General features: G+C 39.6%; 20 protein-coding genes and 1 other RNA gene. 3 read left to right on the top strand and 18 right to left on the bottom strand.

What is annotated here, in order from left to right:
• The 12 genes from eutH to MHB42_RS07255 all read right to left on the bottom strand — a co-directional run bounded on the left by eutH (position 1) and on the right by MHB42_RS07255 (position 14,065).
• The gene (gene eutH / locus MHB42_RS07310) at positions 1 to 1,248 is read right to left on the bottom strand and encodes an ethanolamine utilization protein EutH (protein WP_340805284.1); all 1,248 of its coding nucleotides are present in this window, start codon (positions 1,246 to 1,248) and stop codon (positions 1 to 3) included.
• Positions 1,249 to 1,332: 84 nt separating this feature from the next.
• Complete coding sequence (locus MHB42_RS07305) at positions 1,333 to 1,911, bottom strand: ANTAR domain-containing response regulator (RefSeq protein WP_340805283.1); 579 nt, start codon at positions 1,909 to 1,911, stop codon at positions 1,333 to 1,335.
• Positions 1,904 to 3,310 (bottom strand): sensor histidine kinase, encoded by a 1,407-nt coding sequence (locus MHB42_RS07300; protein WP_340805282.1) that lies wholly within the window; start codon positions 3,308 to 3,310, stop codon positions 1,904 to 1,906. The genes MHB42_RS07305 and MHB42_RS07300 overlap by 8 nt, the downstream gene beginning before the upstream one ends.
• A gap of 285 nt (positions 3,311 to 3,595) precedes the next feature.
• Positions 3,596 to 5,503 carry an ATP-dependent DNA helicase gene (locus MHB42_RS07295; RefSeq protein ID WP_340805281.1) on the bottom strand — a complete coding sequence of 636 codons (1,908 nt, stop codon included), beginning with the start codon at positions 5,501 to 5,503 and terminating at the stop codon, positions 3,596 to 3,598.
• 85 nt (positions 5,504 to 5,588) lie between these two features.
• Positions 5,589 to 6,725, bottom strand: a complete 1,137-nt coding sequence (locus MHB42_RS07290; protein ID WP_340805280.1) for a THUMP domain-containing class I SAM-dependent RNA methyltransferase — start codon at positions 6,723 to 6,725, stop codon at positions 5,589 to 5,591.
• Positions 6,726 to 6,729: 4 nt separating this feature from the next.
• The gene (locus tag MHB42_RS07285) at positions 6,730 to 8,475 is read right to left on the bottom strand and encodes an EAL domain-containing protein (protein ID WP_340805279.1); all 1,746 of its coding nucleotides are present in this window, start codon (positions 8,473 to 8,475) and stop codon (positions 6,730 to 6,732) included.
• Between the two features lie 413 nt (positions 8,476 to 8,888).
• Positions 8,889 to 9,269: RNase P RNA component class B (rnpB, locus tag MHB42_RS07280), an RNA gene on the bottom strand.
• Positions 9,270 to 9,329: 60 nt separating this feature from the next.
• Complete coding sequence (gene gpsB / locus MHB42_RS07275; RefSeq protein ID WP_340805278.1) at positions 9,330 to 9,647, bottom strand: cell division regulator GpsB; 318 nt, start codon at positions 9,645 to 9,647, stop codon at positions 9,330 to 9,332.
• Between the two features lie 121 nt (positions 9,648 to 9,768).
• Positions 9,769 to 10,989, bottom strand: coding sequence for a ribonuclease H-like domain-containing protein (locus MHB42_RS07270; RefSeq protein WP_340805277.1), 1,221 nt, complete (start codon positions 10,987 to 10,989; stop codon positions 9,769 to 9,771).
• A gap of 196 nt (positions 10,990 to 11,185) precedes the next feature.
• Positions 11,186 to 13,456, bottom strand: a complete 2,271-nt coding sequence (locus MHB42_RS07265) for a DEAD/DEAH box helicase (RefSeq protein WP_340805276.1) — start codon at positions 13,454 to 13,456, stop codon at positions 11,186 to 11,188.
• Positions 13,431 to 13,814 carry a YppE family protein gene (locus MHB42_RS07260; protein WP_340805275.1) on the bottom strand — a complete coding sequence of 128 codons (384 nt, stop codon included), beginning with the start codon at positions 13,812 to 13,814 and terminating at the stop codon, positions 13,431 to 13,433. The genes MHB42_RS07265 and MHB42_RS07260 overlap by 26 nt, the downstream gene beginning before the upstream one ends.
• A gap of 56 nt (positions 13,815 to 13,870) precedes the next feature.
• Positions 13,871 to 14,065 carry an endonuclease gene (locus MHB42_RS07255; protein ID WP_340805274.1) on the bottom strand — a complete coding sequence of 65 codons (195 nt, stop codon included), beginning with the start codon at positions 14,063 to 14,065 and terminating at the stop codon, positions 13,871 to 13,873.
• Positions 14,066 to 14,403: 338 nt separating this feature from the next.
• On the opposite strand from MHB42_RS07255, the gene recU reads away from it, so the two are divergent.
• Positions 14,404 to 15,045 carry a Holliday junction resolvase RecU gene (gene recU / locus MHB42_RS07250; RefSeq protein WP_340805273.1) on the top strand — a complete coding sequence of 214 codons (642 nt, stop codon included), beginning with the start codon at positions 14,404 to 14,406 and terminating at the stop codon, positions 15,043 to 15,045.
• A 3-nt stretch (positions 15,046 to 15,048) separates the two neighbouring features.
• Positions 15,049 to 17,721, top strand: coding sequence for a PBP1A family penicillin-binding protein (locus MHB42_RS07245; protein WP_340805272.1), 2,673 nt, complete (start codon positions 15,049 to 15,051; stop codon positions 17,719 to 17,721).
• A gap of 147 nt (positions 17,722 to 17,868) precedes the next feature.
• Here MHB42_RS07245 and MHB42_RS07240 read toward each other — a convergent pair whose 3' ends face one another.
• The 6 genes from MHB42_RS07240 to MHB42_RS07215 all read right to left on the bottom strand — a co-directional run bounded on the left by MHB42_RS07240 (position 17,869) and on the right by MHB42_RS07215 (position 22,678).
• Positions 17,869 to 18,183 (bottom strand): YpoC family protein, encoded by a 315-nt coding sequence (locus MHB42_RS07240; RefSeq protein WP_340805271.1) that lies wholly within the window; start codon positions 18,181 to 18,183, stop codon positions 17,869 to 17,871.
• Positions 18,180 to 18,842, bottom strand: coding sequence for an endonuclease III (gene nth / locus MHB42_RS07235; protein ID WP_340805270.1), 663 nt, complete (start codon positions 18,840 to 18,842; stop codon positions 18,180 to 18,182). Before nth ends, MHB42_RS07240 begins: the two co-directional genes overlap by 4 nt.
• A 12-nt stretch (positions 18,843 to 18,854) precedes the next feature.
• Entirely contained in the window at positions 18,855 to 19,583 is a 729-nt protein-coding gene (locus tag MHB42_RS07230; protein WP_340805269.1) for a DnaD domain-containing protein, read from the bottom strand.
• Between the two features lie 78 nt (positions 19,584 to 19,661).
• Positions 19,662 to 20,957 carry an asparagine--tRNA ligase gene (asnS, locus tag MHB42_RS07225; protein WP_340805268.1) on the bottom strand — a complete coding sequence of 432 codons (1,296 nt, stop codon included), beginning with the start codon at positions 20,955 to 20,957 and terminating at the stop codon, positions 19,662 to 19,664.
• Between the two features lie 28 nt (positions 20,958 to 20,985).
• Positions 20,986 to 22,179: a pyridoxal phosphate-dependent aminotransferase gene (locus tag MHB42_RS07220; protein WP_340805267.1), complete on the bottom strand. Its 1,194-nt coding sequence runs from the start codon at positions 22,177 to 22,179 to the stop codon at positions 20,986 to 20,988.
• 16 nt (positions 22,180 to 22,195) lie between these two features.
• Positions 22,196 to 22,678, bottom strand: a complete 483-nt coding sequence (locus MHB42_RS07215) for a cell wall elongation regulator TseB-like domain-containing protein (RefSeq protein WP_340805266.1) — start codon at positions 22,676 to 22,678, stop codon at positions 22,196 to 22,198.
• 371 nt (positions 22,679 to 23,049) lie between these two features.
• On the opposite strand from MHB42_RS07215, the gene MHB42_RS07210 reads away from it, so the two are divergent.
• Positions 23,050 to 24,750, top strand: a complete 1,701-nt coding sequence (locus tag MHB42_RS07210; RefSeq protein WP_340805265.1) for a multicopper oxidase family protein — start codon at positions 23,050 to 23,052, stop codon at positions 24,748 to 24,750.
• The last annotated feature ends 118 nt before the right edge of the window (positions 24,751 to 24,868 follow it).

Genomic DNA, 24,868 nt, shown 5'->3' with positions numbered 1-24,868 from the left:
TTATTCAGATTTTTGATCTGTTAAATATTCGCCCTCTTTAATAATGCCTGCCTTGCGATCTTCAATTTCTAGCTTTAAAGCCGTTGGAACAGATAGCTTATACGCTAAAATAATCGCAATCACACCTGCTAAAAACTTACCAGCAATTACAGGTAAAATAATTGTTGGCTGGAAGTTAGCTGTAAATGATAAATGGTCGCCTAATAAAAATGCCGCACATACTCCAAATGCAATATTAATAACTTTATCCTTTGGTGGCATTTGGCGTACAAGTGTAAACATTGCTAAAATATTGGCAACAGTTGCTAAAATTCCAGCACTTCCTACTGAGGATAAGCCTAATTTTTTACCAGCAGCCTCAAGCGGTTTCGAAGCATATTTTCGGATTAAATACACCATTGGGAAGGCTCCCGCTAGCATAATCCCGATATAGCCTGCTGTTTCCAATGCACGGAATTGATCGATCTCATCAGCCATAATCGGATCGAAGCCCCATACACCAAAAATCTTGGTAAAAAGACCTGTAAAAATTTCAACAATTGAGAAAACAAGGACAAGCTTAATCCCCGCATCCATAATGCGTCCAAACAGCATAAAGCCTGTAATCATTGCATTTGGCACAAGCTTTAAGCCTAATGCGATTAAAATAACAAAAATAAATAAAGGCAATAAATTAATTAATATTTGTAAAATTGAAATCGCAAATACATATGCTGGAGCCTCTGTTGTACTAATCACTTCACGGACTTCCGTGTTAAATAGCACGATCATAACCGATGAAATAAATGCACCAATCGGAATTGTTAATACACCAGCCATAATGCCTAGTGCCATATATTTATGATCACGCTTGTCTAGCATCGCAAGCCCCATTGGAATGGAGAAAACAATGGTAGCACCTGACATAAAGCCAACAACAAGAGCCATCACCCATCCCTCATAGGACTCTTTTAAAGCATTGGCTAATTGGTAACCACCCATATCCGAAGCTAAAATGGTTGTCGCTGCAATCGCGGGGTCTGCACCAATAAATTCAAAAATCGGACTAATAAAATGACTAATAAACCATGTTAAGTAAGGTATAACTGCCATGATTCCTGCTGCAGGGACAAAAATATGCCCAACTGTATGTATACCATTCATAAATTCTTTACCAATGCCATACTCAGCATCTCGGATTGCTCCAATTGCCCCTAAAACTGCACAAATCATAATAATATAAACGATAACCGTTCCTATCATTGCCATCCTACTCATCACCCCTTTTTTAATGAATTAATATATATAAAAAAAGGCACTTTAAAGAAAAAATCTCTTTAAAGCGCCTTTGCTTCAACTATTGACTTGTAAGGTATGAATAATTTGTTTGGCGATATGCACCATTTCCTGCTGTGTTTGCATACTTTCATTGCGAATTTTACGATAAGCCTCGTCCTCGCTTATATTTTCAGCCTGCATCAGCAAGCCCTTTGCGCGTTCGATGACTTTTCGCTTTTCTAATTGTGTTTCCTTATGTAAAAGCTCTCCATTGAGTCGGTTGAATTTATCAATTTGATGGAATGCAACCTCTAATACAGGCAACACATTTTTTTCGGAAAACGGTTTCATTACATAGCCTAATATATTATCTTGTTTCATATATAGCAACAATTCTTTCTCACTATACGCTGAGATGAAAAGAACAGGTATACCAAGCTGTTGTTCAATAATTTTACTTGCCTTTAAGCCGTCCAGCTTAGGCATTTTAATATCCATTAAAATTAACTGTGGCTTATGCAAAAAGGCTAGCTCAATGGCAGCTTCGCCATTATTTGCTTGCGCTACGACCTCGTAGCCATTATCTTCTAGCATAAACTTTAAATCAATTGCAATCAGTGATTCATCTTCGACAATCATAACTTTCCTAGCCATTTACGATAAATACCTCCTCACTTACAGGAAACTGAATTTGAGTGTGTGTACCTTCTTCACTAGGGATAATTGAAAATGAGCCAGCTAAATCATATTCCACAAGCCTTGTGATTATCTCCATACCGAAAGATGCCTTCACTTCTTGCATTCCAACGCCGTTGTCAGAAATATGAAGCACAATATTGCAATCTTCCTGCATAAATTGAATATCAATCGTTCCTTCCTTGCGACCGATAAATGCATACTTTAATGCATTTTGCAATAGCTCACAAATAATGAGTGCAAGCGATACTGCCTTTTTCGAATGACAAAATAGCTGCATATTATCATGCTGAAAGGCTAGTTGAATTGTGGCTGTATTGGATGTACCAATCATTTTATGACCAATTTTTTTAGCTAATGCGATAACATCTACCTTCTCTTCGGCGTTATCCTCATTTTCTAAAATAAGCTCATAAACAGATGAAATACTATATATTCGATTTAATGCCTCTTGAAAAGCACTTGCATTCGCAGCAGATGAGTCATTTCGCATTTGCAAGCGTAGTAGGCTTGTTACCGTTTGCAGATTATTTTTCACACGATGGTGAATTTCCCGTATCGCAAATGTTTTCATCATCAGTTCATTTTCCTTCAGCTTTAGCTCTGTAAGATCATGAATAATTAGCAGTGTAACTTTATCATGTTGACTGCGAATTGGAATTTTCTTGACAATAAAGGATTTACGCTCAATCGTAATTTCTAGGAAAAAGACATCGTCGCCTTGATCATAGACTTCTTGTAAAAACGGTAACATTTTATCCAATGCAACATTATCAAAGTTTTCCAATCCTGATAGCTCAGAAATGAATCGATAGCCTGCAGGATTACTATAAATCACTTTGTTTTCATGATTTGTTAAAATAATCGACTCTACCAATAAATCTGATACAACTGGCATCGGCTGAGAATTTGGCTCTACAATATGCTCAATTAAGGCAAAGGGCATATTGTGAAAATCATCCTTTGGTGTTGTTTGCATCTTCACCATTTTTTCCTGAATTAACACTGCAATCACTTGCTGCTGCACATTCAAGATTGGCACAACATACTGCTCTACCGTGATGCCCTCCTGTGTTACAGCTCTGGAGATGGATGACTTTTCTTTATGCTTAAACGCAGCGAAGACGGCTGGTTCAAAGCTTTCAAATACGAATTTTCCAATAACAGATTTTTCGTATAAACCAATTTCCTTCTTTGGGAATGCCTCTGCCACAACAATTGCATGTGGTAAATTTTCTAACATACAATCGATGAACATATAACAATCCGTCAGCTCAGCATAGTACGCTAATGTAGCTTCTAGTTCAAGTAACTTCTCAATATCTGCTGCTGATAGATTTGTATATTTTCTACACAATGATTGAACGTTCGACAGGATTAAGCCCCCTATCAAAGAATAGCTAACCAACAATATGACTATTCTTAAAAAATTCTTGTCATCATTATAAACCTTTTGTGAAATCATTTTCAATACAAAAAACATTTTATTTTATCAAAATTCATTACACAACTAACAACTATATAGTTTAAAAGAGAAATATTCAACACCTTCTTAAAAATAACATTATTTACCTGAACGAATTTAGTTATTTTAATATAACAAAAAAGCAAGCTTGCTTTCTAGGCAAACTTGCTTTTTTCACTACTTTATTTCTGGAACAACCGCTAAAATATTGTCAAAGGCTGCCCGCTGTTTTTGTTCCTCTTCGTTTAATAAAATATGAATATCACCATGGTCATTTGAGGTGCGGATTAAACGCCCCATCCCTTGCTGCAAGCGGAGTTGCATAAAAGGTAACTCCACCTCTTCAAATGGGTTTTCTGCAAATGTACGCTTGGCATCAAATAATGGATCATGTGGTGGGAATGGCAGGTCATAAATAATGACACGCGTTAAAGCTTCCTCAGGTAAATCTAAACCTTCCCATAAATGATAGGAGCATAATGTTTTAATCGTTCCTTCCTGGAAATCTCGCACAATAGCTGATAGCTCTCGATCTCCTTCAAATGCAACATACATACGCTCCATCAACGGCAATTGCTCCTTAAAGTTTAACATCGCCTGCTTTGACTTAAATAAAATCAATGTCTTTTCACCATCGCGCAAAAGCTGCTGAACACGCGCTGCTTTGTCGTTTTGAGCAAGTTCATGTAAATAAATTTTCATCACTTCTTCATAATCAAATGGCGAAGGGACAGAAAATGATTGATAATCTCGAATCCCTAAACTATAGGCAATATATGAGAAATCTTTATTGACAGCTAATGTTGCTGATGAAAAAACAATTGGCAGCTTTTTAGAAAATAATTTTTCTGCTAAAACTTCTGTAATAAGTCGAGGCATAATAACAAGCGTTTCCTCGCCATCTGTTTCCTCTAACCAGTCCACCGCATCGCCCTGTGCAATAAAAATACGTAAGGAAGCCTCATATTGCTCTAAATATTCTTCTGCCATATTTAATTCATATTCAGGAATCATATACATCTCTGACTCAAAGACAAATTCCTCCATCAATGCTTCAACATCATCTATTAGCTGCTTACCATATGCTAATAGTGTTGCTGATTTATTAATACGTTTACGATCCTCATTGGACGCCACAACATCATCACGTACCTGGTCAAAAAATAGCTCATGATCGTCCTGTAGCTTTTCCATTGCATATAGCGTGCGCTCTCGCACACCATCCACCATTAAGCGCTCTAATAAATTAACAATCGTTGTTGCCTGCACTTTATAAGTCATTGCCTTTTGCGCCGCATACTCTAATAGATGTCCCTCATCTAGCACAATCATTGATACTTCAGGCAGTAGTGCAAGCTGCCCCTCACGCTCACGAGATTCTTTTGTCGCTAAATGCTCCATTAAAAAGTCTTGTGAGCAAATAACAAGATCTGTAGATTTACGATAATGGGCACGATGTAATGTTTGCCCACAGCGATTACGAAGGTCACAAACAGAGCATTGCATAATCGCGTTGTAGTTGACTTTTTGCCAATCTTCATCGCTCACCGTTGGATAATCGCTCCGTTCCCCATATGGATGAACAGCAATCATCGAGCCCTGTGCATAGACACCGTCAGGAATAGAAAAGGCAATATCATCGATCCACTCATCTGTTTCTACTTTTTCTGCCTCCTCAAAACGTTTTAAGCATAAGTACTGATCTCTTGATTTTGCAAGACGAACATCAATATCGAGCCCTAATGTTTGCTGAAGCTTATAAATATCGCCGCCCTCTTTCACAAGCTGGTCGATTAAAGTTTCATCGGCACAAGCAATAAGTGCAGGCTTGCCTGTGTAGCGTGCATAGGAAATAGCTGGTAGCAAATAAGCAATCGTTTTACCAGTACCCACACCTGCTTCTGCAAAAAGCACATTTTTTTCTTTCAGTGCTTGTTCAATTTGATAAGCCATAAATATTTGTTCATCACGGCATTCGAAGCCTTTTTCAGGTAATTCGTCATAAAGAACATCGCCCATCCAATCACCTAATGATTCAAAAAACGAACGATCCTTTGATAATGCAAATGGTAAAGATTTACGCAATTGATGTTCCCCCTCTAACAATCTGTTCCTATTATACGCGACGAAACGGAAGATAAGAAAAAACCTTATCTTCCGTTAGTATTCGTTAATCTCTTTTAGATTTTTGACCCCAGAATTGATAATAATTTGTTTCGATAAAGCCATTAAATAATTTCCGCTTTTTCGTCGCTTGTCGACCATATAATTCTTCAAAATTTTTCATGGAAGATAGCATATAGACAGACCAAGTTGGATAGTTTTTCATCACTTTACCGAGATCACGGATTACCTGCTCTACGACTTCTACATCACCAATACGTTCTCCATATGGCGGATTCCCAATCATCACACCATCCGTTAATTGCGTGGTAAAATCGCGTGCCTGCATTTGCTTAAACGTAATCAACTCACCAAAGCCTGCTTCCATCGCATTTTCTTGTGCAATGCTGACCATGCGATGGTCAATGTCTGAGCCAATAATTTCTAATGGCTGATCGTAATTTGCTAAACTTTCAGCTTCATCACGAACAGTATCCCAAATGGCAGCTTTCATCCACGACCATTGCTCTGAAATAAATTCACGATTATAGCCTGGTGCTATATTTTGTCCAAGCATCGCCGCTTCCAATGCAATCGTTCCAGAACCGCAGAACGGATCAACAAACGGACGATTTGGATTCCATTTTGAGATTTGTACAAGCGCTGCTGCTAATGTTTCCTTTAATGGTGCTTCACCCTGTGCCTGACGATAGCCACGCTTATGCAAGCCAGCACCAGATGTATCAATTGTTAGTGTCGCCACATCTTTTAAAATTGAAACCTCAATTTTATATGTTGCACCAGATTCGTCTAAAAAGCCAAGACGCTTATAATGCTGCTTCATTCGCTCAACGATTGCTTTTTTGGTAATGGCTTGACAATCAGGTACACTAAATAATTTCGATTTTACGGACTTCCCTGATACTGGGAAGGCAGCATCCACTGGTAAATATTTTTCCCAAGGGAGTGCTTTCACACTTTCAAATAATTGCTCAAACGATTTTGCTGGAAATTGTCCTACAACGATTTTGACACGATCTGCTACACGCAACCATAAATTAGTGCGCGCAATCGCTGTTTCATCTCCATTAAAATATACTTTGCCATTATCAACGGTTGTTTCATAGCCAAGTGCCTTAACTTCTTGTGCTACAATTGCCTCTAAGCCCATTGCAGCTGTAGCTACTAATTGATAGTTTGCCATAAGATTATTTCCTTCCTTGATGCTCAATTTCCCAATACTCCATAAACTCTAAAAGCTCGTTTATTGGTAATGGCTTGCTGTAATAATAACCTTGGATAATATCACAGTTCATTTTACGTAGTATATCCACTTGCTGTGCTTGTTCTACACCCTCTGCTACAACTTTCATTTTAAGTCGATGAGCCATTTGAATAATGGCATCTACCACTGCCTGCTTTTCAGCGAGTGAGCCAATATGCTGAATAAAGCTGCGATCAATTTTCAAACAATCCAATGGGAAGCGCACTAAATAGCTTAAAGATGAATAGCCTGTGCCAAAATCATCAATAGAAATTTTAAAGCCTAATTGCTTTAAACGCACTAGCTTGCTGACGGTTTCATTCGCACTATTCATCACCGTGCGCTCTGTTACTTCAATTTCAAAATTACTCGCGGGCATATTATAGCGTTCAAGTATTACTTGTATAGACTCTAAAAAGTTTTGCTGTTTAAAGTGAATGCTCGAAATATTAATGGCTATTGGAATTTTCCAGCCGTATTGTTGCATTTCACTAACAGCCTCACATGCTTTTTCAATAATGGCCTCACTTAGTGGAATAATTAAGCCCGTTTCCTCTGCGTACGGGATAAACTCTGCTGGGGATACAAATCCTAGCCTCTCGTTGTTCCATCTAATAAGTGCCTCTAAACCTTGAATTTGTTCATTTTGTATTGTAACTTTAGGCTGAAAATAAAGCTCAAACTCACGGCTTTCAATCGCTTTTCTTAGCTCTGTATCTAGCAATAAAACACGCTGTGCATCTGTATGCAGTTCATCAAAATAGAAGGCATAGCCGTTTACGCCATTGTTTTTTGAATAGCTCATAGCCTTATCCGCGCAATTAATCAGTTCCTCAGTTTTTTTCCCATCTGTTGGATATATGCTAATGCCAACACTTGTAGAAATAAAAATCTCTTGATTATTCACCTTGATTGGCTGTTCAATCGTATGAATAATCTGCTCTGCGAACTTTGCGGCTTCTTTTATATTTTTAACATTTGTTAATGTAATAACAAACTCATCTCCGCCATATCGAGCGATAATATCTTTATTTTTCAGCAGCTTTTTTAAACGTTTCGCCACTTCCGTTAAAAGAAAATCCCCAACAGTATGACCTAATGTATCATTAATTTGCTTAAAGCGATCCAAATCTAAAAAATAAACAGCATGCTGTACTGAACGAGAAACAGTAGCCGTTGATTCCAGCAGGCTATCCATTCTTTCAATATATGCAAATCGATTGGATACATCTGTTAATGAATCGGTTAACAAACGTTTTTCTAATTCATTTTCAACAATTTTTCGTTCAGACAAATCTGTGAAAATACCACAATAATTTACAATCTCTCCCTTATCATCGGTTACGCGCATAATCGTTAGCCATTCAGGATATAGATCCCCTGTTTTACGGCGATTCCATATTTCTCCTTGCCAAATACCTTCTTGTCGTATCTGTTCCCACATTTTTAAATAAAATGGCAATTCATGTACACCTGATTGTAAAACGGCTGGCGTTTTTCCTACAACATCGTCACGTGTGTAGCCTGTTACAAATTCAAAGGCAGGATTAACCATTATTATTTTTTTATTTTCATCAGTAATCATGATGCCTTCAGATACATTTTCGAAGATTTTAAAGATTAAGGTAGTAGGGCATTTTGAAATCAAACTGAATGCATCCTTACTTTCCCAATTATTCACTTCGTTCATGTCCCGCTCCATCCTATCTTTTTATACTCCCCCTCATTAGGGTATTTCTAGTAGACCAACTCGTATGTATACAAATTTATCTTAAATTATGATGCGATAACCGTCTTCAGGTGTTATGACTTCGAAGGTAGCGATAGGGGCTTGACTAACATTTTGCCTATTCTCAAACGTATCGCGTATACCAAGACTTGACTAACGAGGTTACTTTTCCTTATCAATTATACTTCGCATAATTGTAGCCGGATTTTGTGAACTCACTTGAAAAGTGCCTCTGCCAAATCCGTGACATCCGCTCAAAGTTCTATCTTACCTCAGCGGGAGTTGATACAGCCATTGAAGCAAGATAAGCTCAAAAGAAAAGCTCTCCACCGAATTGGAGAGCGTTTGTTATTTTGTAGATAAGCATCAAAAAATTCCATAAGCCATGTTTTGTTCCTGGGTACTCAAACAGCTTGATGCCTCGTACGATCAGGTGGTAATCATCTATCTACAGAGCAAACTCTGTCCCTCTATCCGTTCAATTCCTTCTAGAGAGTGCCCCTACCATAATTTGGGTTTCTCACTCGTGGGGTTTACCTCGTTCCACCTTGCCAGTTTCCAAGCAAGCTTCGTCACTGTGGCACTTTCAGGAAGTTTCAACCATATCCGAAGACTTAGGTTTTCCTTCCGCCGTCAGCTATAATAGCTGCCTTACCTTATTTTTTCAGTAAGCACGAACACTACGGTCATCTCAGAACCGTGTGAGCATGGACTTTCCTCTACGACGTCTAGCGCCGCAGCGATTACCAGAATTTCATGATGATACAAAATATTATACTAAAGTTTTATATTAAAGACAATATTATTGAACAAATTTATTCATAGAGCTTACTGCCAAATACATGCTTTTCTAAATTAGAAAGACGCTTTAAAATATCAAAATTCGTTGTACCAGCCGCTGCCGATGCAATCGGTTGTCGTTTTGGTGTACTATCGATTTCTTCTTTTAGCTGTCTATTTTCCTCTTTTAGTTGTCCATTTTCTTCACGTAGCTGGGCCACCACTTTTTCAAACGTTTCATAATCTTGAATAATTTCATCAAGAAAAGAATCGACTTCTTCCACATTGTAGCCTTTAAAATTCTTTTTAAATTCCTTTTCAAGGATCATTTTTGACGTTAATTTAATGTCCATTTGCATCGCCCTTCCTCACACTACATACACGAATTCATTATACCATACTTCCTCACATTATATCGTCTGAAAGCACCAATTGTAAGGCAAAAGTTGTCGTTTCTTGCGTTTACCTAGGAAATTATTTCTTATTTCCTAATCTGTGTAATCGCTTTTCCCAGGAAATTGCCCATTTTTGTTTTTGTTCTACTCTCCATTGCTCATTATTTTGGATTAATTGTATGCCTTCTTGCGTATAATAAAGGGCCTGCTCATAATCCTTCATTTGATGCTCATAAAGTATGGCTAGCTGCTCAAGCGCATGCAACTTTGTTCTTGGTTGCACAAAATGGAGAGATGCCACAAAAGCATCAATCGCTTCACTATAGCGTTTATTTTTCTTATGCTGTAACGCTAAATAATAGTGTGCATTGCCCGCCTCTAGCTCATTAAATTGCGCTGTCACCCTTTCTAACACTTTAACACTTTGTGTACTTTCCTTTAAATCGCCATACCACTTCCCAATATTGGTAAAGGTTTTTGCCGATTCCTCCTGATTGTCCTCAAACAATAAATGTGTAGAGTGACTATAAAGCGTAATTAATGAAAGTAAATCCCACTCATTATGATACAGCACCTTTAGTAAGGCATCTGGTATACCACTTTTCACAGCATCTAAATAAATAATTGGTGCGAGATAGCCAGGAATATCGCCCACACGGGAAAAGCCAAGCTTCTCTTCCTCCACAGCTTTTAATTTTAAGCGTTCCATATCATTTTTCCATAAACGCTTCGAACTATGCAATAAATCAATATGTCGCTGTGTACGTAATTTTGGTAATGTTTTTTGATGCAATGTCCAGCGCGTTTCAAGCTGTGGCCAATCAAAGCTTTTGCCATTATACGTAATAACCGTTGCCGTTTTTTGCCAAAGCTTGGATTCAAACAGCAATGCTGCTTCATGGGCAGGATCAGCAAGAATATATTGCGTCAGCATAAAGCTGTCCGCTGTTACCTCTAAAAAGCCAAGCAAAAAAATATGTGTGCCCACGCCCTTTAAGCCCGTTGTTTCTGTATCAAAAAACAGCACACGTTCATCACTATCAAGCGCATAAGGATGGTCAAAGTCCGCAGCCTGCCACTTTTGCACAGCATCCAAAAAGGATTGCAATTGATAATCACCATGCTGATACGAAAATGGATAGCTTACCTGTCGCTTAAAGACAATGCCAAAATCATTTTCTACAACCGTGAGCCCCGCCTTTTCCCATTGCTCTGTATAGCTTGGTTTTGCAGGCTTTTGATAGGCTGGTTGTTGTATTTTTGGCTGAGTCGTTGATTTTTTACCGAGCATTTTTTTCATTTGTAGTATTTTATTTTCGTAAGACATAGCATTCACTCTTTTTCTACATGTAGTAGTTCTTGCAAGATTACCATGACTATTCGGTGCATTCAAACGATTCACTTACCCGTGCTATCACAGCAAATACCCGCGATGGGAGGATGTTTACGCGTGAAGCGTAGCCTAATACCTGCGATAAAGGGACATTTACCCGCGACTAAAAAGCGTTTAGCAATTGAAGCAATTTCACAACTTTATTTTTGACACTTAATACAGCGTCCTGTGCGCCAATGCAAGATGGACAGCCTGATTCACAAGGGCAATTTATAACATGCTGCTGTGTCTTTGCTAATAAATCCTCCCATAAATCATAGACCTTTTCACTGAGCCCAATACCACCTGGATATTTATCATAAATAAAAAATGTTGGACGCTCATTATGGGTTGCCTTGACCTGAGGCACAACCGCAACATCGCTGCTATCACATTGGATAAATAATGGTATAAAGGCATTCATTGCATAGGCTGCTCCTGTCATAGCATCTGTTAGCTCCTCCTCTGTCCATTTTTCCGGTGCTGCAAAGGATAGCCATGACGCATTTGTATGCATTTCATCTGGCGGCAAATGAATCGGCCCTGACCCAATATTATCATGCGTGCCAAAGCGTATCTTTTTAAAAATGGTTGCCTGTGCGACTAAGCCAACATCGCCAAAGCTAATTGTGCCGCCTACGTAGTGTCGGCTACGATCTTCCTCTAGCACCTTCATTTCTACTGCAAGATTTGCATCTGTATAGTAATCAACATCTACCTCACGTACATAGGCCTTCTTTTCCTCCCAATCCAGCTTCTCCACTTGAAACTGAATGCCTTGATGCAAATAAATCGCTTCCTCATGTAATAATGTCATCGCACTATGACGATCCATTTCACCAATCACCTTTGTTTGCGCTGGTGTAGATATATCAATAATTACTACATTTTCCTGTGAGGCGGAGCGCAGGCTAATATCATGAGCTGGGAAACGATCACTCATCCAATGCCATTTATCGCTTGTTTTAAAGACAATCCCTTCTTCTGCTAAATAGGCCAGTAATTCCTGAATGTCATATTCGCCATATGTATCGTCTATGGAAAATGGTAGCTCAAAGGCTGCACATTTTAAATGATCCATTAAAATAAGCATATTTTCAGGATAAATACGTGCCTCCTCAGGTGTACTGCCAAGTAAAAATAATGGATGATTGACAACATATTGATCGAGTGCAGACGATTGTGCCACATAAATAATTAATGCCTCATCCTGCCTTCTTCCTGCGCGTCCTGCCTGCTGCCAAGCGCTGGCAATATTCCCTGGATAGCCTGTCATAATACACGCCTGTAATTGACCAATATCGACTCCTAATTCTAATGCATTTGTACTAACAACCGTTTGAATTGTTCCATCGCGTAAGCCCTTTTCAATCGCGCGTCGCTCAGATGGCAAATAGCCGCCTCGATAGCCACGCACAGACTCATCCAGCAGTTTATTGCGCGTTAGCTCCTTTAAATAGGTAACAATCATCTCAACGCGCACGCGGCTTTTTGCAAAAATAATGGATTGAATGCCCGCCGTATAAAGCCTTTTTGCTAAATCGCTCACCTCTAAAACAGCGCTTCTCCGCACTCCAAATGTTTTATGAATAATCGGTGGGTTATAAAATAAAAAGGTTTTTTTACCGACAGGAGCGCCCGATTTAGCAATAAGCTGATGGGATTCATTTGTTAAAAGCTCTGCAAGCTCCTGAGGATTTTTAATTGTTGCTGATGTACAAATAAACACAGGCTGACTGCCATAAAATTCACAGATACGCTTTAGTCTGCGAATAACGTGCGCAACATGTGAACCAAATACACCTTTATATGTATGCAACTCATCTATTACGATATATTGCAAATTTTCAAAGAGGGACACCCATTTTGTATGATGTGGCAGTATACCTGAATGTAGCATATCGGGGTTCGTCATTACAATATGTCCTGCCTTGCGTACCTTTTGACGAAGCCCTGGAGCTGTATCGCCATCATACGTGTAGCTTAAAATTTCCTCACCGCTTTGCTCAATCAGCTCATTTAAGTCATTTTTTTGATCCTGTGCCAATGCCTTTGTTGGAAATAAATAAATGGCACGTGCATTGTTATCCTCTAATATTTTTTGTAGCACTGGTAAATGATAGCAATATGATTTACCAGATGCTGTCGGTGTTACCGCTGTAAAGGAAGAGCCGCTTTGTGCTAAATCAAAAGCCTCTCGCTGATGTGTATAAAGCTGCTCAATCCCTCTTTTTTGCAATGCCCTCTTTAAAGATGGATGTAGATTTTCTGGAAAAGGCGCATATTTGGCTGGTCGCCCCTCAAGCGTCTGCCAATGTAAAATACGCTCCTTTAATTCTTCATCATAGCGCCATTCATTTAAAAGCTCACTAATCGTTCGTTTCTTCGATAGCATCCTGCACGACCTCCTTTAGTAAGCGTTCAAAGTTTTTTAATGTATAGAAGGTAGAATGGATGGCATCTAAAAAACGTTTTTTACTTGTTTCTTTATAAAAGGATTGCACAACAAATTGCTCCATCGCTTCCTTTGCTGAAGCAATTTGCTGTGTGTGCATATATTTGGGCTGGTGCCTGTGTATCCATTGATTGGCTTCTTGCTGCCATTCTGTTAACAGCGTGTGAAGCTCATCTGCATACGGCTTTACCTCTTGATAAAAATCGGGTGTACGATCCTCCTCGCGCATTTGCCAAAAGCGTGTCACACATTGCTCGCATTCCTCTATTAACTTTGTTGTTTGTTCCAACACTAACATATTCGCACCTCATCTCTTCCCTTTCATTGCTGATGAGATAAGTGTACCAAAGTCTATCATTTTTCACTACTAATAGGCGAACAAGCATTCTTTACTTGCCAGCTCTTTTCTGCTAAGCTTACTTTCTGGCTAACTGCTTTTAGTTGCATAAAAAAATGCATACAGTGTGCATTGCTTTCCAGTGACACTCTCGTGCAAAGTAGCTGATTCACCAGCTCTAACTGTGCAATTAATTGCTCTAACTTGTTCAATATAACGCCTCCTCCTATGCTTTACTTTAGTATTCCTTGCATGTATAAAATCACCTTCAAGCATGACAAAATAAGCGTAAGTTAGTTGAAAGAAGAAAATTTTCGATAAAATTTTAGGCATGAATGTGCATTCTAAAAAATCGTTATTTACTGAAAGATGTGGAGCTACCTCTATTTCACGTTTAAAATTATCTGGTATTTTGACGATTTGAGGAATACAGGAGCTGGCGATTTTTCGACGCAAATGAAATTATTGTCTAACTGATAGAAGTAGAGAATAGCCACTAAAACATGGTAAACTATTGACTAGAAAAGCAGTATAATAGAGGGTGAGCTAAATGACAATTCGTTATCCAAACGGGAAATTGTATACCCCGAATCCTTCTGTGCAGAAAGCAGAGAAAAAGAACAACAAAGATTTATCTTTTAGCAATCGTGGAAAGACGCTAGAAGATGAAATTAATGAAGCAAACGACTATTATATAAAAAGGCGGCTTGCAATTATTCATAAGAAACCTGTTCCTGTACAAATCGTCAAAGTAGAGTACCCTTCACGTAGTGCTGCTGTTATTCGTGAGGCTTACTTCAGAACGCCTTCCACAACCGACTACAATGGCGTTTGGAATGGGCACTATATCGATTTTGATGCAAAGGAAACAGCTTCCAAAACAAGTTTCCCATTAAAAAATATTCACGCGCATCAAATGACCCATATGCAGCAAGTGACGGAACAACATGGTGTGGCTTTTATTATCGTTCGTTTTTCAGCCTATGAACGATATTTTATTGTGCCATACCAAGTTTTACAAAAGGCCTGGAAAGCAATGGAAAATGGTAAACGTAAATCGATACCCTTGTCGACAATCGAGCAAGAGGCATATGAAATTCCAACCAATTATTATCCACGTATCGATTATTTACCCATTATCCAACAGCTCATTGATGCAAAATGCTACCAGTCTGAAAGTGAGGAGAAATAGAGAATGACTGAACGTCGTCGAACACGGGGAGAGCATCAAAAGGCTCTCGCTGAAAAAAATAAAAAGAACAAACAGAAACCAGCCTCCACTGCTAAAACATGGTTGAAGCGCATTTTCTTAACTTTATGTACCATTGTGGTGGTAGGTTTACTTGGAGGCGCTGGGTTATTTGCCTACTATGCTAGCACGGCACCAGAGCTTGATGAAGAATTATTGAAGGACCCTGTTTCTTCAGAGTTCTACGATAAAAACGGTGAACTGTTTGCAACGATCGGTGCTGAAAACCGTAAATATATAAAATACGAAGATATACCAGAAGATATGGTTAACGCGATTCTAGCAACCGAAGATGTACGCTTTTTCGAGCACCACGGGATGGATTTTTATCGTTTAGGTGGGGCCATCCTTGCCAACTTCCGAGATGGCTTCGGTGCACAAGGGGCATCTACCCTAACACAGCAAGTTGTTAAAAACTCATTTTTACAAAATGAAAAGAAATTAAAGCGTAAAGCACAGGAAGCTTGGCTTGCCTTCCAGCTAGAGCGCAAATATTCAAAAGAAGAAATTTTTGAAATGTACTTTAATAAAATGCTGATGTCAGGACGTATTTATGGCTTTGGTACAGCAGCTCAATATTTCTATGGCAAAGAATTAAAAGATTTAACATTAGAAGAAGAAGCATTATTAGCAGGCTTAGTACAGCGCCCGAATGCTTATAATCCATTAAAAAATCCAGAGCTTGCGAAAAAACGTCGTAATACGGTACTAGGGTTAATGCATCAGCACGGTAAAATTTCAAAAGCGGAAATGGAAGAAGCACAGCAAGCAGACGTCCAAGCAGGTTTAGCAGACGATGCCACACGCCAATCATTTGCAGGCTCTAAATATGATGCCTTCCTTGATATTGTAATTAATGAGCTAGAGGAAAATGGCGATGGTACTGCAATGGCAGAAGGAATTAAGGTTTATACAACACTTGATCCAGCAGCACAAAAGGTTGTAGAAAATGTAATGAATGATGATAGCAACTTCCCAACAGAAGAAATTCAATCAGGTGTTGCGGTTATTGATACAAAAACAGGGGCAATTCAAGCTGTTGGTGGTGGTCGTCATTACGGTGCAGAGCGTGGCTTTAACTACGCAGATGATCTGTCAAAAAATCAGCCCGGCTCAACAATGAAGCCATTAATTGATTACGGACCAGCCATTGAATATTTAAAATGGTCAACAGGTCAAACACTTGTCGATGAGCCAATGACGTACACAGGAACAAGGCAAACTATTACTAACTGGGATGGTCGCTATATGGGGGCTATTACCGCTCGTAAGGCGCTATACGCTTCACGTAACGTACCTGCCGTTAAAGCATTGCAAGAGGTTGGTACGGATAAAGCGAAGGAATTTATTGGCCGTTTAGGCATTGAAACAGATAATGTATATGAATCTGATGCTATTGGCGGTGGAGCGATTACAATGTCCCCTATTCAAATGGCAGCCTCTTATGCAGCCTTTGGTAACAACGGAGTCTATACGGACCCACATGCCATTACTAAAATTGTCTATCGTGATGGCAAAACATCTAAAAACTACAAGCCTGAGCCTACTGTTGCAATGAGCGATTATACAGCTTATATGGTAACAGATATGCTGCGTGATGTAGTTGGCAATAAGCCTGATGCATCAGGTACTGCTGCAAATGTACCTGGCTTAGATATTGCAGGTAAAACAGGTACAACAAACTACTCAGCAGAGGATTTTAGCAAGTATAATTTACCAAATACAAGTGTGCCAGATTCATGGTTTGCTGGCTACACAACAAACTACTCCATTGCGATATGGAGTGGCTATGAGAAACACTTTGACCCTATTACAACATGGGAAGAGCGTCGATTACCGCAAAATTTATTTAAGTCGATTATGCAAGAAATTTCAGCGAATGTTGAAACAGAAAGCTTTAAAAAGCCAAGTACAGTTGTAGAAGCAACGATTGAAGTAGGCTCTAATCCTCTGCGTTTAGCGAGTGATTATACGCCAAATGAATTACGTCAAACAGAGCTATTTGTACGTGGTACTGAGCCAACGGAGGTATCTAGCGTCTATGAGGCTCCATCATTATCTACGCCTTACAATGTAACGGCAAGCTTAGACTTAGAAGGACAGTCTATTGATATTTCTTGGGAGCATGATGCAATGCTAGACCCTGAAACAGATGAGCCATTACCAACTTCATTTGAAGTGTCTGCTACACGTGAAGGTGGCGACTCCATTATCCTTGGCACAACAGATAGCAAAGGCTTAACGGTAAGCAATACACTAGAAGAAGGTAATTACACCATCTCTGTTGTCGCTATTGTGGACGGTACGCGCAGTGAACCTGGCACAACCTCCTTCCAAATCGTCGGCACAACAGAGGAAGAACCAGATGTCGAAGAGCCAGAGGAAGTAGAGGAGCCAGATACTGAGCTGCCAACAGATCCTGGTGAGGATGGCAATGAAACCGATATAGAGAATGGTGAAAATGGCGAGGGCAATAATAATAGCAACAATAACGGAAATAATGGCAATAACGGCAATAACGGCGGAGATACTAATGGTCCGATTGATCCTACTCAGCAGCAGCCAATAGTTCCTACTGAGCCGCTAAGTCCAACAGAAGAAGAGCAAAGCACAGAATAATAAAAAGTCGGGCAGCATATCCAAAAAATATGTTGCTCGACTTTTTTAAATTATCCATCACTTTTGGGATTCTATCCGACACTTTGTGTATGTTATCCGTCACTTTTTGCGCTCTATCCGGCACTTTACGCATTCTATTCGTCAAAGCTAGCCTTTTGTTGCTTGAATGCGTAAGCGTGCTATGCGCTTTTTTGTTTCCTTAAATAGTTCATCTAGCTGGCGATAGCAGGCATATTGACCTGGCTTCGCTTTAATAAAGGCAAGTCGTTCAACCCCATTAATCGGCAATACCTCATCTCCTGCAGCTTGTACAAGCTGGTCAAATAGCTCGATGGCTTCTTCCATTAATGCTTTTGCCGCACCATTTCGAGCATTATGGGCTGCATGAATTGCCTCTTGCAAAGTCAGCCATTGTGCAAACCAAGCATCTACTTTATCCTTGGCAATTGCCTCCATATTCACGCTTCCTTCACCAAGCCTTTCTTTAAGCGCTTTTGCCCTTCACGACAATCATCAAGCAACGGACAGACATGGCATCCTGGATTTTGTGCCTTACAATGATAACGCCCAAAGAAAATAAGCTGATGATGCGTTTTCGACCATTTTTCCATCGGCGTTTTTTTCATAATCGTTTCTTCCACTTCAAGCACGGAATCCTTCCATCGACAAAGCCCTAAACGCTTTGATACACGCTCAACATGCGTATCGACTGCTAATGCTGGAATATCAAAAGCTACTGATAACACAACATTCGCTGTTTTACGCCCTACACCGGGCAATGTCACAAGCGCTTCCCTTGTTGCAGGAATTTCACCATTATATTCATCTAGCAATCGTTGACACAAAGCTTGAATATTTTTCGCCTTATTGCGATAAAGCCCGATTGAGCGAATATCCTGCTGTAATTCCTCCAATGGTACAGCTAAATAATCCTCAGGTGTTTTATATTTTTGAAATAATGTTTTCGTTACTTTATTGACAAGCACATCTGTACATTGTGCAGATAATAATGTCGCAATTGTTAGCTCAAAGGCATTGTCATGCACAAGCTCACAATGTGCGTTGGGAAACATTCGATCCATCTCTGCTAGACAATGCTCCCACTGTTTTTTCGTTAACAAACTGGATGCCCCCTATTCTCTTTCTTCTAACCAGTTATAAAATGGCACTTTACCCGTTGACTGCGTTTCTTGTGAAGCTGCTCGTGCTGGCATTCTATGAAAGGTTTGCTTTTCACGGAACTGCTCACTTTGCTTCTGTGCGGCCTGTGGTGTTGTAATATTTTTCTTTTTCCACTCCAATAAAATACGGTCAATATAACGAATACTAAGCTTTCCCGCAAAGACCGCTTCCTTTAGTGCCTCCTTAATAAGCGCTGGGCTGTGCTTGTCCTCATCAAGCCAAAGCCCTATTTTTTCAAGCTCTAAAGGAGATAAAAGACGCCCCATTTCCTCCTCAAATAATCGAAATAGCTCGCCCTCTTCTTGTTGAAGTGTCGTTACAGATTTTTGCTGCTCTTTCATATCCATCATCTGCATAATTCGCTCCCAAAGCGGATAAACGGAATATTTTTCATAGAGCTTACCACCTGCATCCACATCACGCATAATTTCAAGAAAGCCCTTTTGCATTAAGCGCTGCAAACGTGTTGTAATCTCATTGTCAGACATTGTCAGGCGACTTTTTAAATCATTCGGTGTTGGAAAGTCATTCCCCTCCATATGAAAGGCTAGTAAATGCATCACAATTAACGCCTCTTCATCCTCGATATTTAACTCCTTATAAAACTGAAAAAAAAGCTGTGGAATGGAAATCATTCGTTGTTCAGTCCATGTATGGAGTCGATGATTATTTGTGGTCATATTTTCTCTAGACTCCTTCTTTAAGTAAGTAGAAAAGCCGCGTAGATTGTCCACTACGCGACTTTTAAATTGATTAGCTTATGGGTATAAGCGGTTTAGTAAACGTGGGAATGGAATTGTTTCACGGATATGCTCTGTGCCTGAAATCCATGCCACTGTACGCTCTAGCCCAAGACCAAAGCCTGAATGCGGTACAGAGCCATGTTTGCGAAGCTCTAAATACCAAGCATAGGCATCTAATGATAGGTTATGCTCTTCCAGACGTGATTTTAATAAATCGTAGTCATGGATTCGCTCTGAACCACCAATAATTTCTCCGTAACCCTCTGGTGCAATTAAATCAGCACATAGTACAACATCATCACGCTCTGGGTGTGGCTGCATATAGAATGGCTTAATGCCTACTGGATAGCATGTAATGAATACTGGCTTATCAAATGTATTAGCAATCGCTGTTTCATGCGGTGCACCAAAATCATCGCCCCATTCAATATCATCAAAGCCTTGTTCATGTAATAGCTTAATCGCATCATCATAAGAAATACGAGGGAATGGCGCTTTAATATTTTCAAGCGTCGATGTATCACGACCAAGTCGCTCTAAATCTAACTTGCAGTTTTTTAGCACAGCTTGTACGATATGCTCGACATATTGCTCTTGCACTTCTAAATTTTCTTCAAATTCCACAAATGCCATTTCAGGCTCAATCATCCAAAACTCAATTAAATGACGGCGTGTTTTTGATTTTTCGGCACGGAATGTTGGGCCAAATGAAAATACTTTGCCTAATGCCATCGCAGCCGCTTCCATATAAAGCTGCCCCGATTGAGAAAGGTATGCATCCTCATCAAAATATTTTGTATGGAACAGCTCAGATGTCCCTTCAGGTGCTGAGCCTGTTAAAATTGGTGGATCCATTTTTGTAAAGCCGTTGTTATTGAAAAATTCGTATGTCGCACGAATAATTTCATTGCGGATTTTCATAATGGCATGCTGTTTACGGGAACGTAGCCATAAATGACGGTTGTCCATTAAAAATTCAGGACCATGCTCTTTTGGTGTAATTGGGAAATCTGTTGCTTCGTGTAGCACCTCAATCCCTGTTACAGCAAGCTCACAGCCAAAGCTTGAGCGCTCATCCGCTTTTACTTCGCCTGTAATATACATGGACGTTTCTTGCGTCATACCCTTTGCTGTTGCAAAAATGTCCTCGCCTACCTCTTCTTTTACGACAACACCCTGCACAAAGCCAGAGCCATCGCGTAGCTGTAAGAAGGCAATTTTCCCGCTTGAGCGTTTATTCGCCAGCCAAGCGCCAATTTTAACTGTTTCACCGATATGCTGTGGCATATCTTTAATCATAATTTTCTTCATAGAAATCCTCCAAAGTCGATTAGAAGGATTAGTCTTGCCATTTTGATTTTACAAATGCATCAATACGACGGACTGCCTCTTCTAATAATTCTAAAGATGTAGCATAGGATAATCGCATTGTAGTTGGTGTGCCAAAGCCAGAGCCCGGAACCACTGCTACGTTCGCCTCTGTTAAAATATCCGCAGCGAATGCATCTACTGAATCGTAACCAGTGTGTGCCATAGCTTCTGCTACGTCTGGGAATAAGTAGAATGCACCCTGTGGCTTTAACACTTGGAAGCCAGGAATTGCGCTTAACTGCGGATAAATTTTTTCAAGACGTGATTCAAACGCTTGACGCATTTCCTCTACTGCGTCTTGTGGACCATTATACGCCTCCACAGTTGCATATTGTGCTGTTGTTGTCGCATTAGATGTCGAGTGGGATGCAAGGTCAGTCATTGCTTTAATAATAGTTGCATCTCCTGCCGCATAGCCAATACGCCAGCCTGTCATAGAGTGGGATTTTGCCACACCATTTACAACGATTGTACGTGCTTTCACTGCATCAGAGAGCTGTGCAATTGAAAAATGCTCAATACCATTGTATACAAGCTTCTCATAAATTTCATCTGACACGATTAAAATATCTTTTTCTTCTGCGACAGAAGCAAGTTCTGCTAGCTCCTCACGAGAATAAATCATACCTGATGGGTTGCTAGGTGAATTGATAATAACCGCCTTTGTTTTCTCTGTGATTGCCGCACGTAGTTGGTCAGCTGTAATTTTATAGCCTTGTTCACCTGTGCTCTCTACATATACAGGTACACCACCTGCTAGCTTTACTTGTTCAGGATAGGATACCCAGTAAGGGATCGGAATAATGACTTCGTCGCCATCATTTAAAATCACTTGGAATAGTGTGTATAAAATATGCTTTGCCCCAACACCAATAATTACTTCATTTGGCTGATAGGCAAGGCTGTTATCACGTTGAAGCTTATCAATAATAGCTTGTTTTAAAACGGGAAGTCCGCCAGCAGGTGTATATTTTGTATAACCCTTTTCCATTGATGCAGTGGCTGCATGTAAAATATTTTGAGGTGTATTAAAGTCTGGTTCACCAGCTCCTAAACCGATTACATCAATCCCTTGTTCTTTCAATGCTTTTGCTTTTGCAGTAATGGCTAATGTTGAAGATGGTGTTAAAGTTTTTACACGATTTGCTAATACATTTTTCATTCAGAATCTACTCCTCTTATAAATTCGTTATACGTTTCCACCAGTTGCCATCCTTAAACAGAATATAGACATAGTTAAGCTGGTCATGGTCGTTTAGATAGGTAATTTCCCAAACTGCCCCAGGCTCCTCATAGCCTAATTTCATGTGGAGGACTTTTTGTACATTTCCTTCATTTTTAAAAACCGATAATGCTTGCTTTTCCGTAATACCATCTTCTAATAACACTTCCTGAATAGAATCCTCGTCCAGATTCGTTGGGACAAAGACAGCTTTTTTATCACCATATTCGTCTACCCCGAACACGGTAACATACGAATGTTTGCCATTATATGTGTAGGACTCCGATACAGCTGCAAGAGCTTTGGCATCGATTGCCAGCTGTTCAGCCTGTTCTTCAATTGAACGAAATGGAGCCTCGGCTTTCCAGAGTACTAAAACGCTAATGACAAGTGACAATGAAACAATAAAGACAGAAATGAAAATCAACCAGTTTTTCATACAGTCACCTTATGTTTCCTATCAAGCTGATTTTGCATAGCATATAGTTGCTGTTTGTATGTATTCACAGCTACGGTACCATTCATTTTGCTTTTCATTTTGTCAACCTGCTTTCTTTCCTCATACCACAATATTATACAACAATTTTGTGCTGTCGTGTTTCTTAATTTTATGTTGCTAAAATATGATATTACTAGTTTTCCTGATCATTCATACAAGTGCCCTACTTACTTTTATAGGATCTCTTTTTTAATCAAAAAGTTTCTTATTAGTGGTAATTTTTATGCGCTTCTCCATTTTTGTCCCGATGTTCTATTATCTTTACCCATATGATGGAATAATTAGCTATTTTTAATAAGGGATGTGATGTTTTGAGTACACCTATTAATCCTGCTGACCCAGCAACAATTCCCAAATTCGTCGATGAACTACCTAAGCCTATTGTCGCGAAGCCTAAAAAATATAATTATTATGAGTTAGTAATGATGGCGGGAGAGCATCGTTTTCATAAGGATTTTCCACTCTCAATGATTTGGGGCTATAATGGGCTTTATCCAGGACCAACGATTGAAGCTATAAAAGATCAAACAACCTATGTAAAATATAAAAATCAACTACCTTTACAGCACTTTTTGCCAGTCGATTTTTCACTACATGCTGCCAGTGATTCACCAGAAGTAAGAACGGTTACACATTTACACGGCGCCAAAGTCGATTGGGAAAGTGATGGACACCCAGAGGCATGGTATACAAGAGATTACCGTCAAACAGGTCCAAAATTTAACAAGGAAATCCATGAATATACCAATCATCAGCCTGCTGCTACACTATGGTATCATGACCACGCAATGGCATTAACACGTTTAAATGTCTATGCAGGTTTAGCAGGCTTTTATTTAGTAAGAGATGCGCTAGAACAACGCTGTCATCTGCCATGTGGCGACTACGAATATCCTATATTAATTCAAGATAAATCCTTTCATGAAGATGGCTCATTATTTTATCCAGATGAGCCACCATTCCCTGTAGATGTTCATCCATCCATTACACCTGGCTTTGTCGGCAATACCATTGTTGTGAATGGCAAGCTATGGCCCTATCTTAATGTGGAGCCACGTAAATATCGCTTTCGCTTGCTCAATGGTTCCAATCGCAGAGGCTATATACTTAGCCTGTCAAATGACCAGCCAATGATTCAAATTGGCACAGATGGCGGCTTTTTAGCTACACCACAGGATATTCAAGCTGTGGAGCTGCTGCCTGCTGAACGTACAGATATTATTATTGATTTTTCAGGCTGTGAGGGGCAGGCTATTACTTTGCTGAATACCGATACAGATTTTAGTGATGAGCATACAAATGTTATTATGCAGTTTCGAGTAACTGTGCCTTTAAAGGGCGAAGATACTAGTGAAATTCCAGAGCGGCTCGCTATGGCAATGGATTTACATCCGCATCATGCGCATATTGATCGGCAATTGCCATTAACTGCAACAACCGATGAATTTGGGCGACCAATGCTACTATTAGGCAATCATATGTATCATGACCCTGTCACAGAAAAGCCAGCCTTAGATAGTATTGAAATATGGAGCTTTATTAATACCACACCCTTTGTCCACCCAATACATCTCCATCTTGTGCAATTTAAAATTTTAGAGCGTAGACCCTTTGATGTGGAGCTCTATGAAAATGAAGGAAGGCTAGTTTTTACAGGGCCGCCTGAAGCACCACGTGATTATGAGCTTGGCTGGAAAGATACCGTGAAAGCTGATGCCAGCAAAGTCACCAAAATTATTATGCATTGGAAGGATTTTAGCGGTCATTATATGTGGCATTGTCACTTCCTTGAGCATGAAGATCATGATATGATGCGTCCAATTCTTGTGATCAAGGATATGCATGCCGTGCAGCAGCCACATGCAGCCATCACACAACCTGTAGCACAGCAAGAAATGATTGCTCATCATCCAGTCAAAGAAGAAACGACACAAGAGGCAATAGCTCTTCATATCGGCAATAATACACAGCATAGCCCCCTGCTTTTCCTACCATCCCATACAGCAATATAATCAATAGTGCTATTGAGCTGATTCATATTCGCTCAATAGCTTTTTATGTTGAGCATTGTTTACCATTTCATATTCAGTTCATAGAGTAGTGTTATAGTAAAAGCCGTAGCAATTAAGC

Source organism: Lysinibacillus sp. FSL K6-0232, assembly GCF_038008325.1.
Taxonomy (GTDB): domain Bacteria; phylum Bacillota; class Bacilli; order Bacillales_A; family Planococcaceae; genus Lysinibacillus.
Note: the sequence above shows the minus strand (reverse complement) of the source record. Positions and strands in the feature narration are given on the sequence as shown.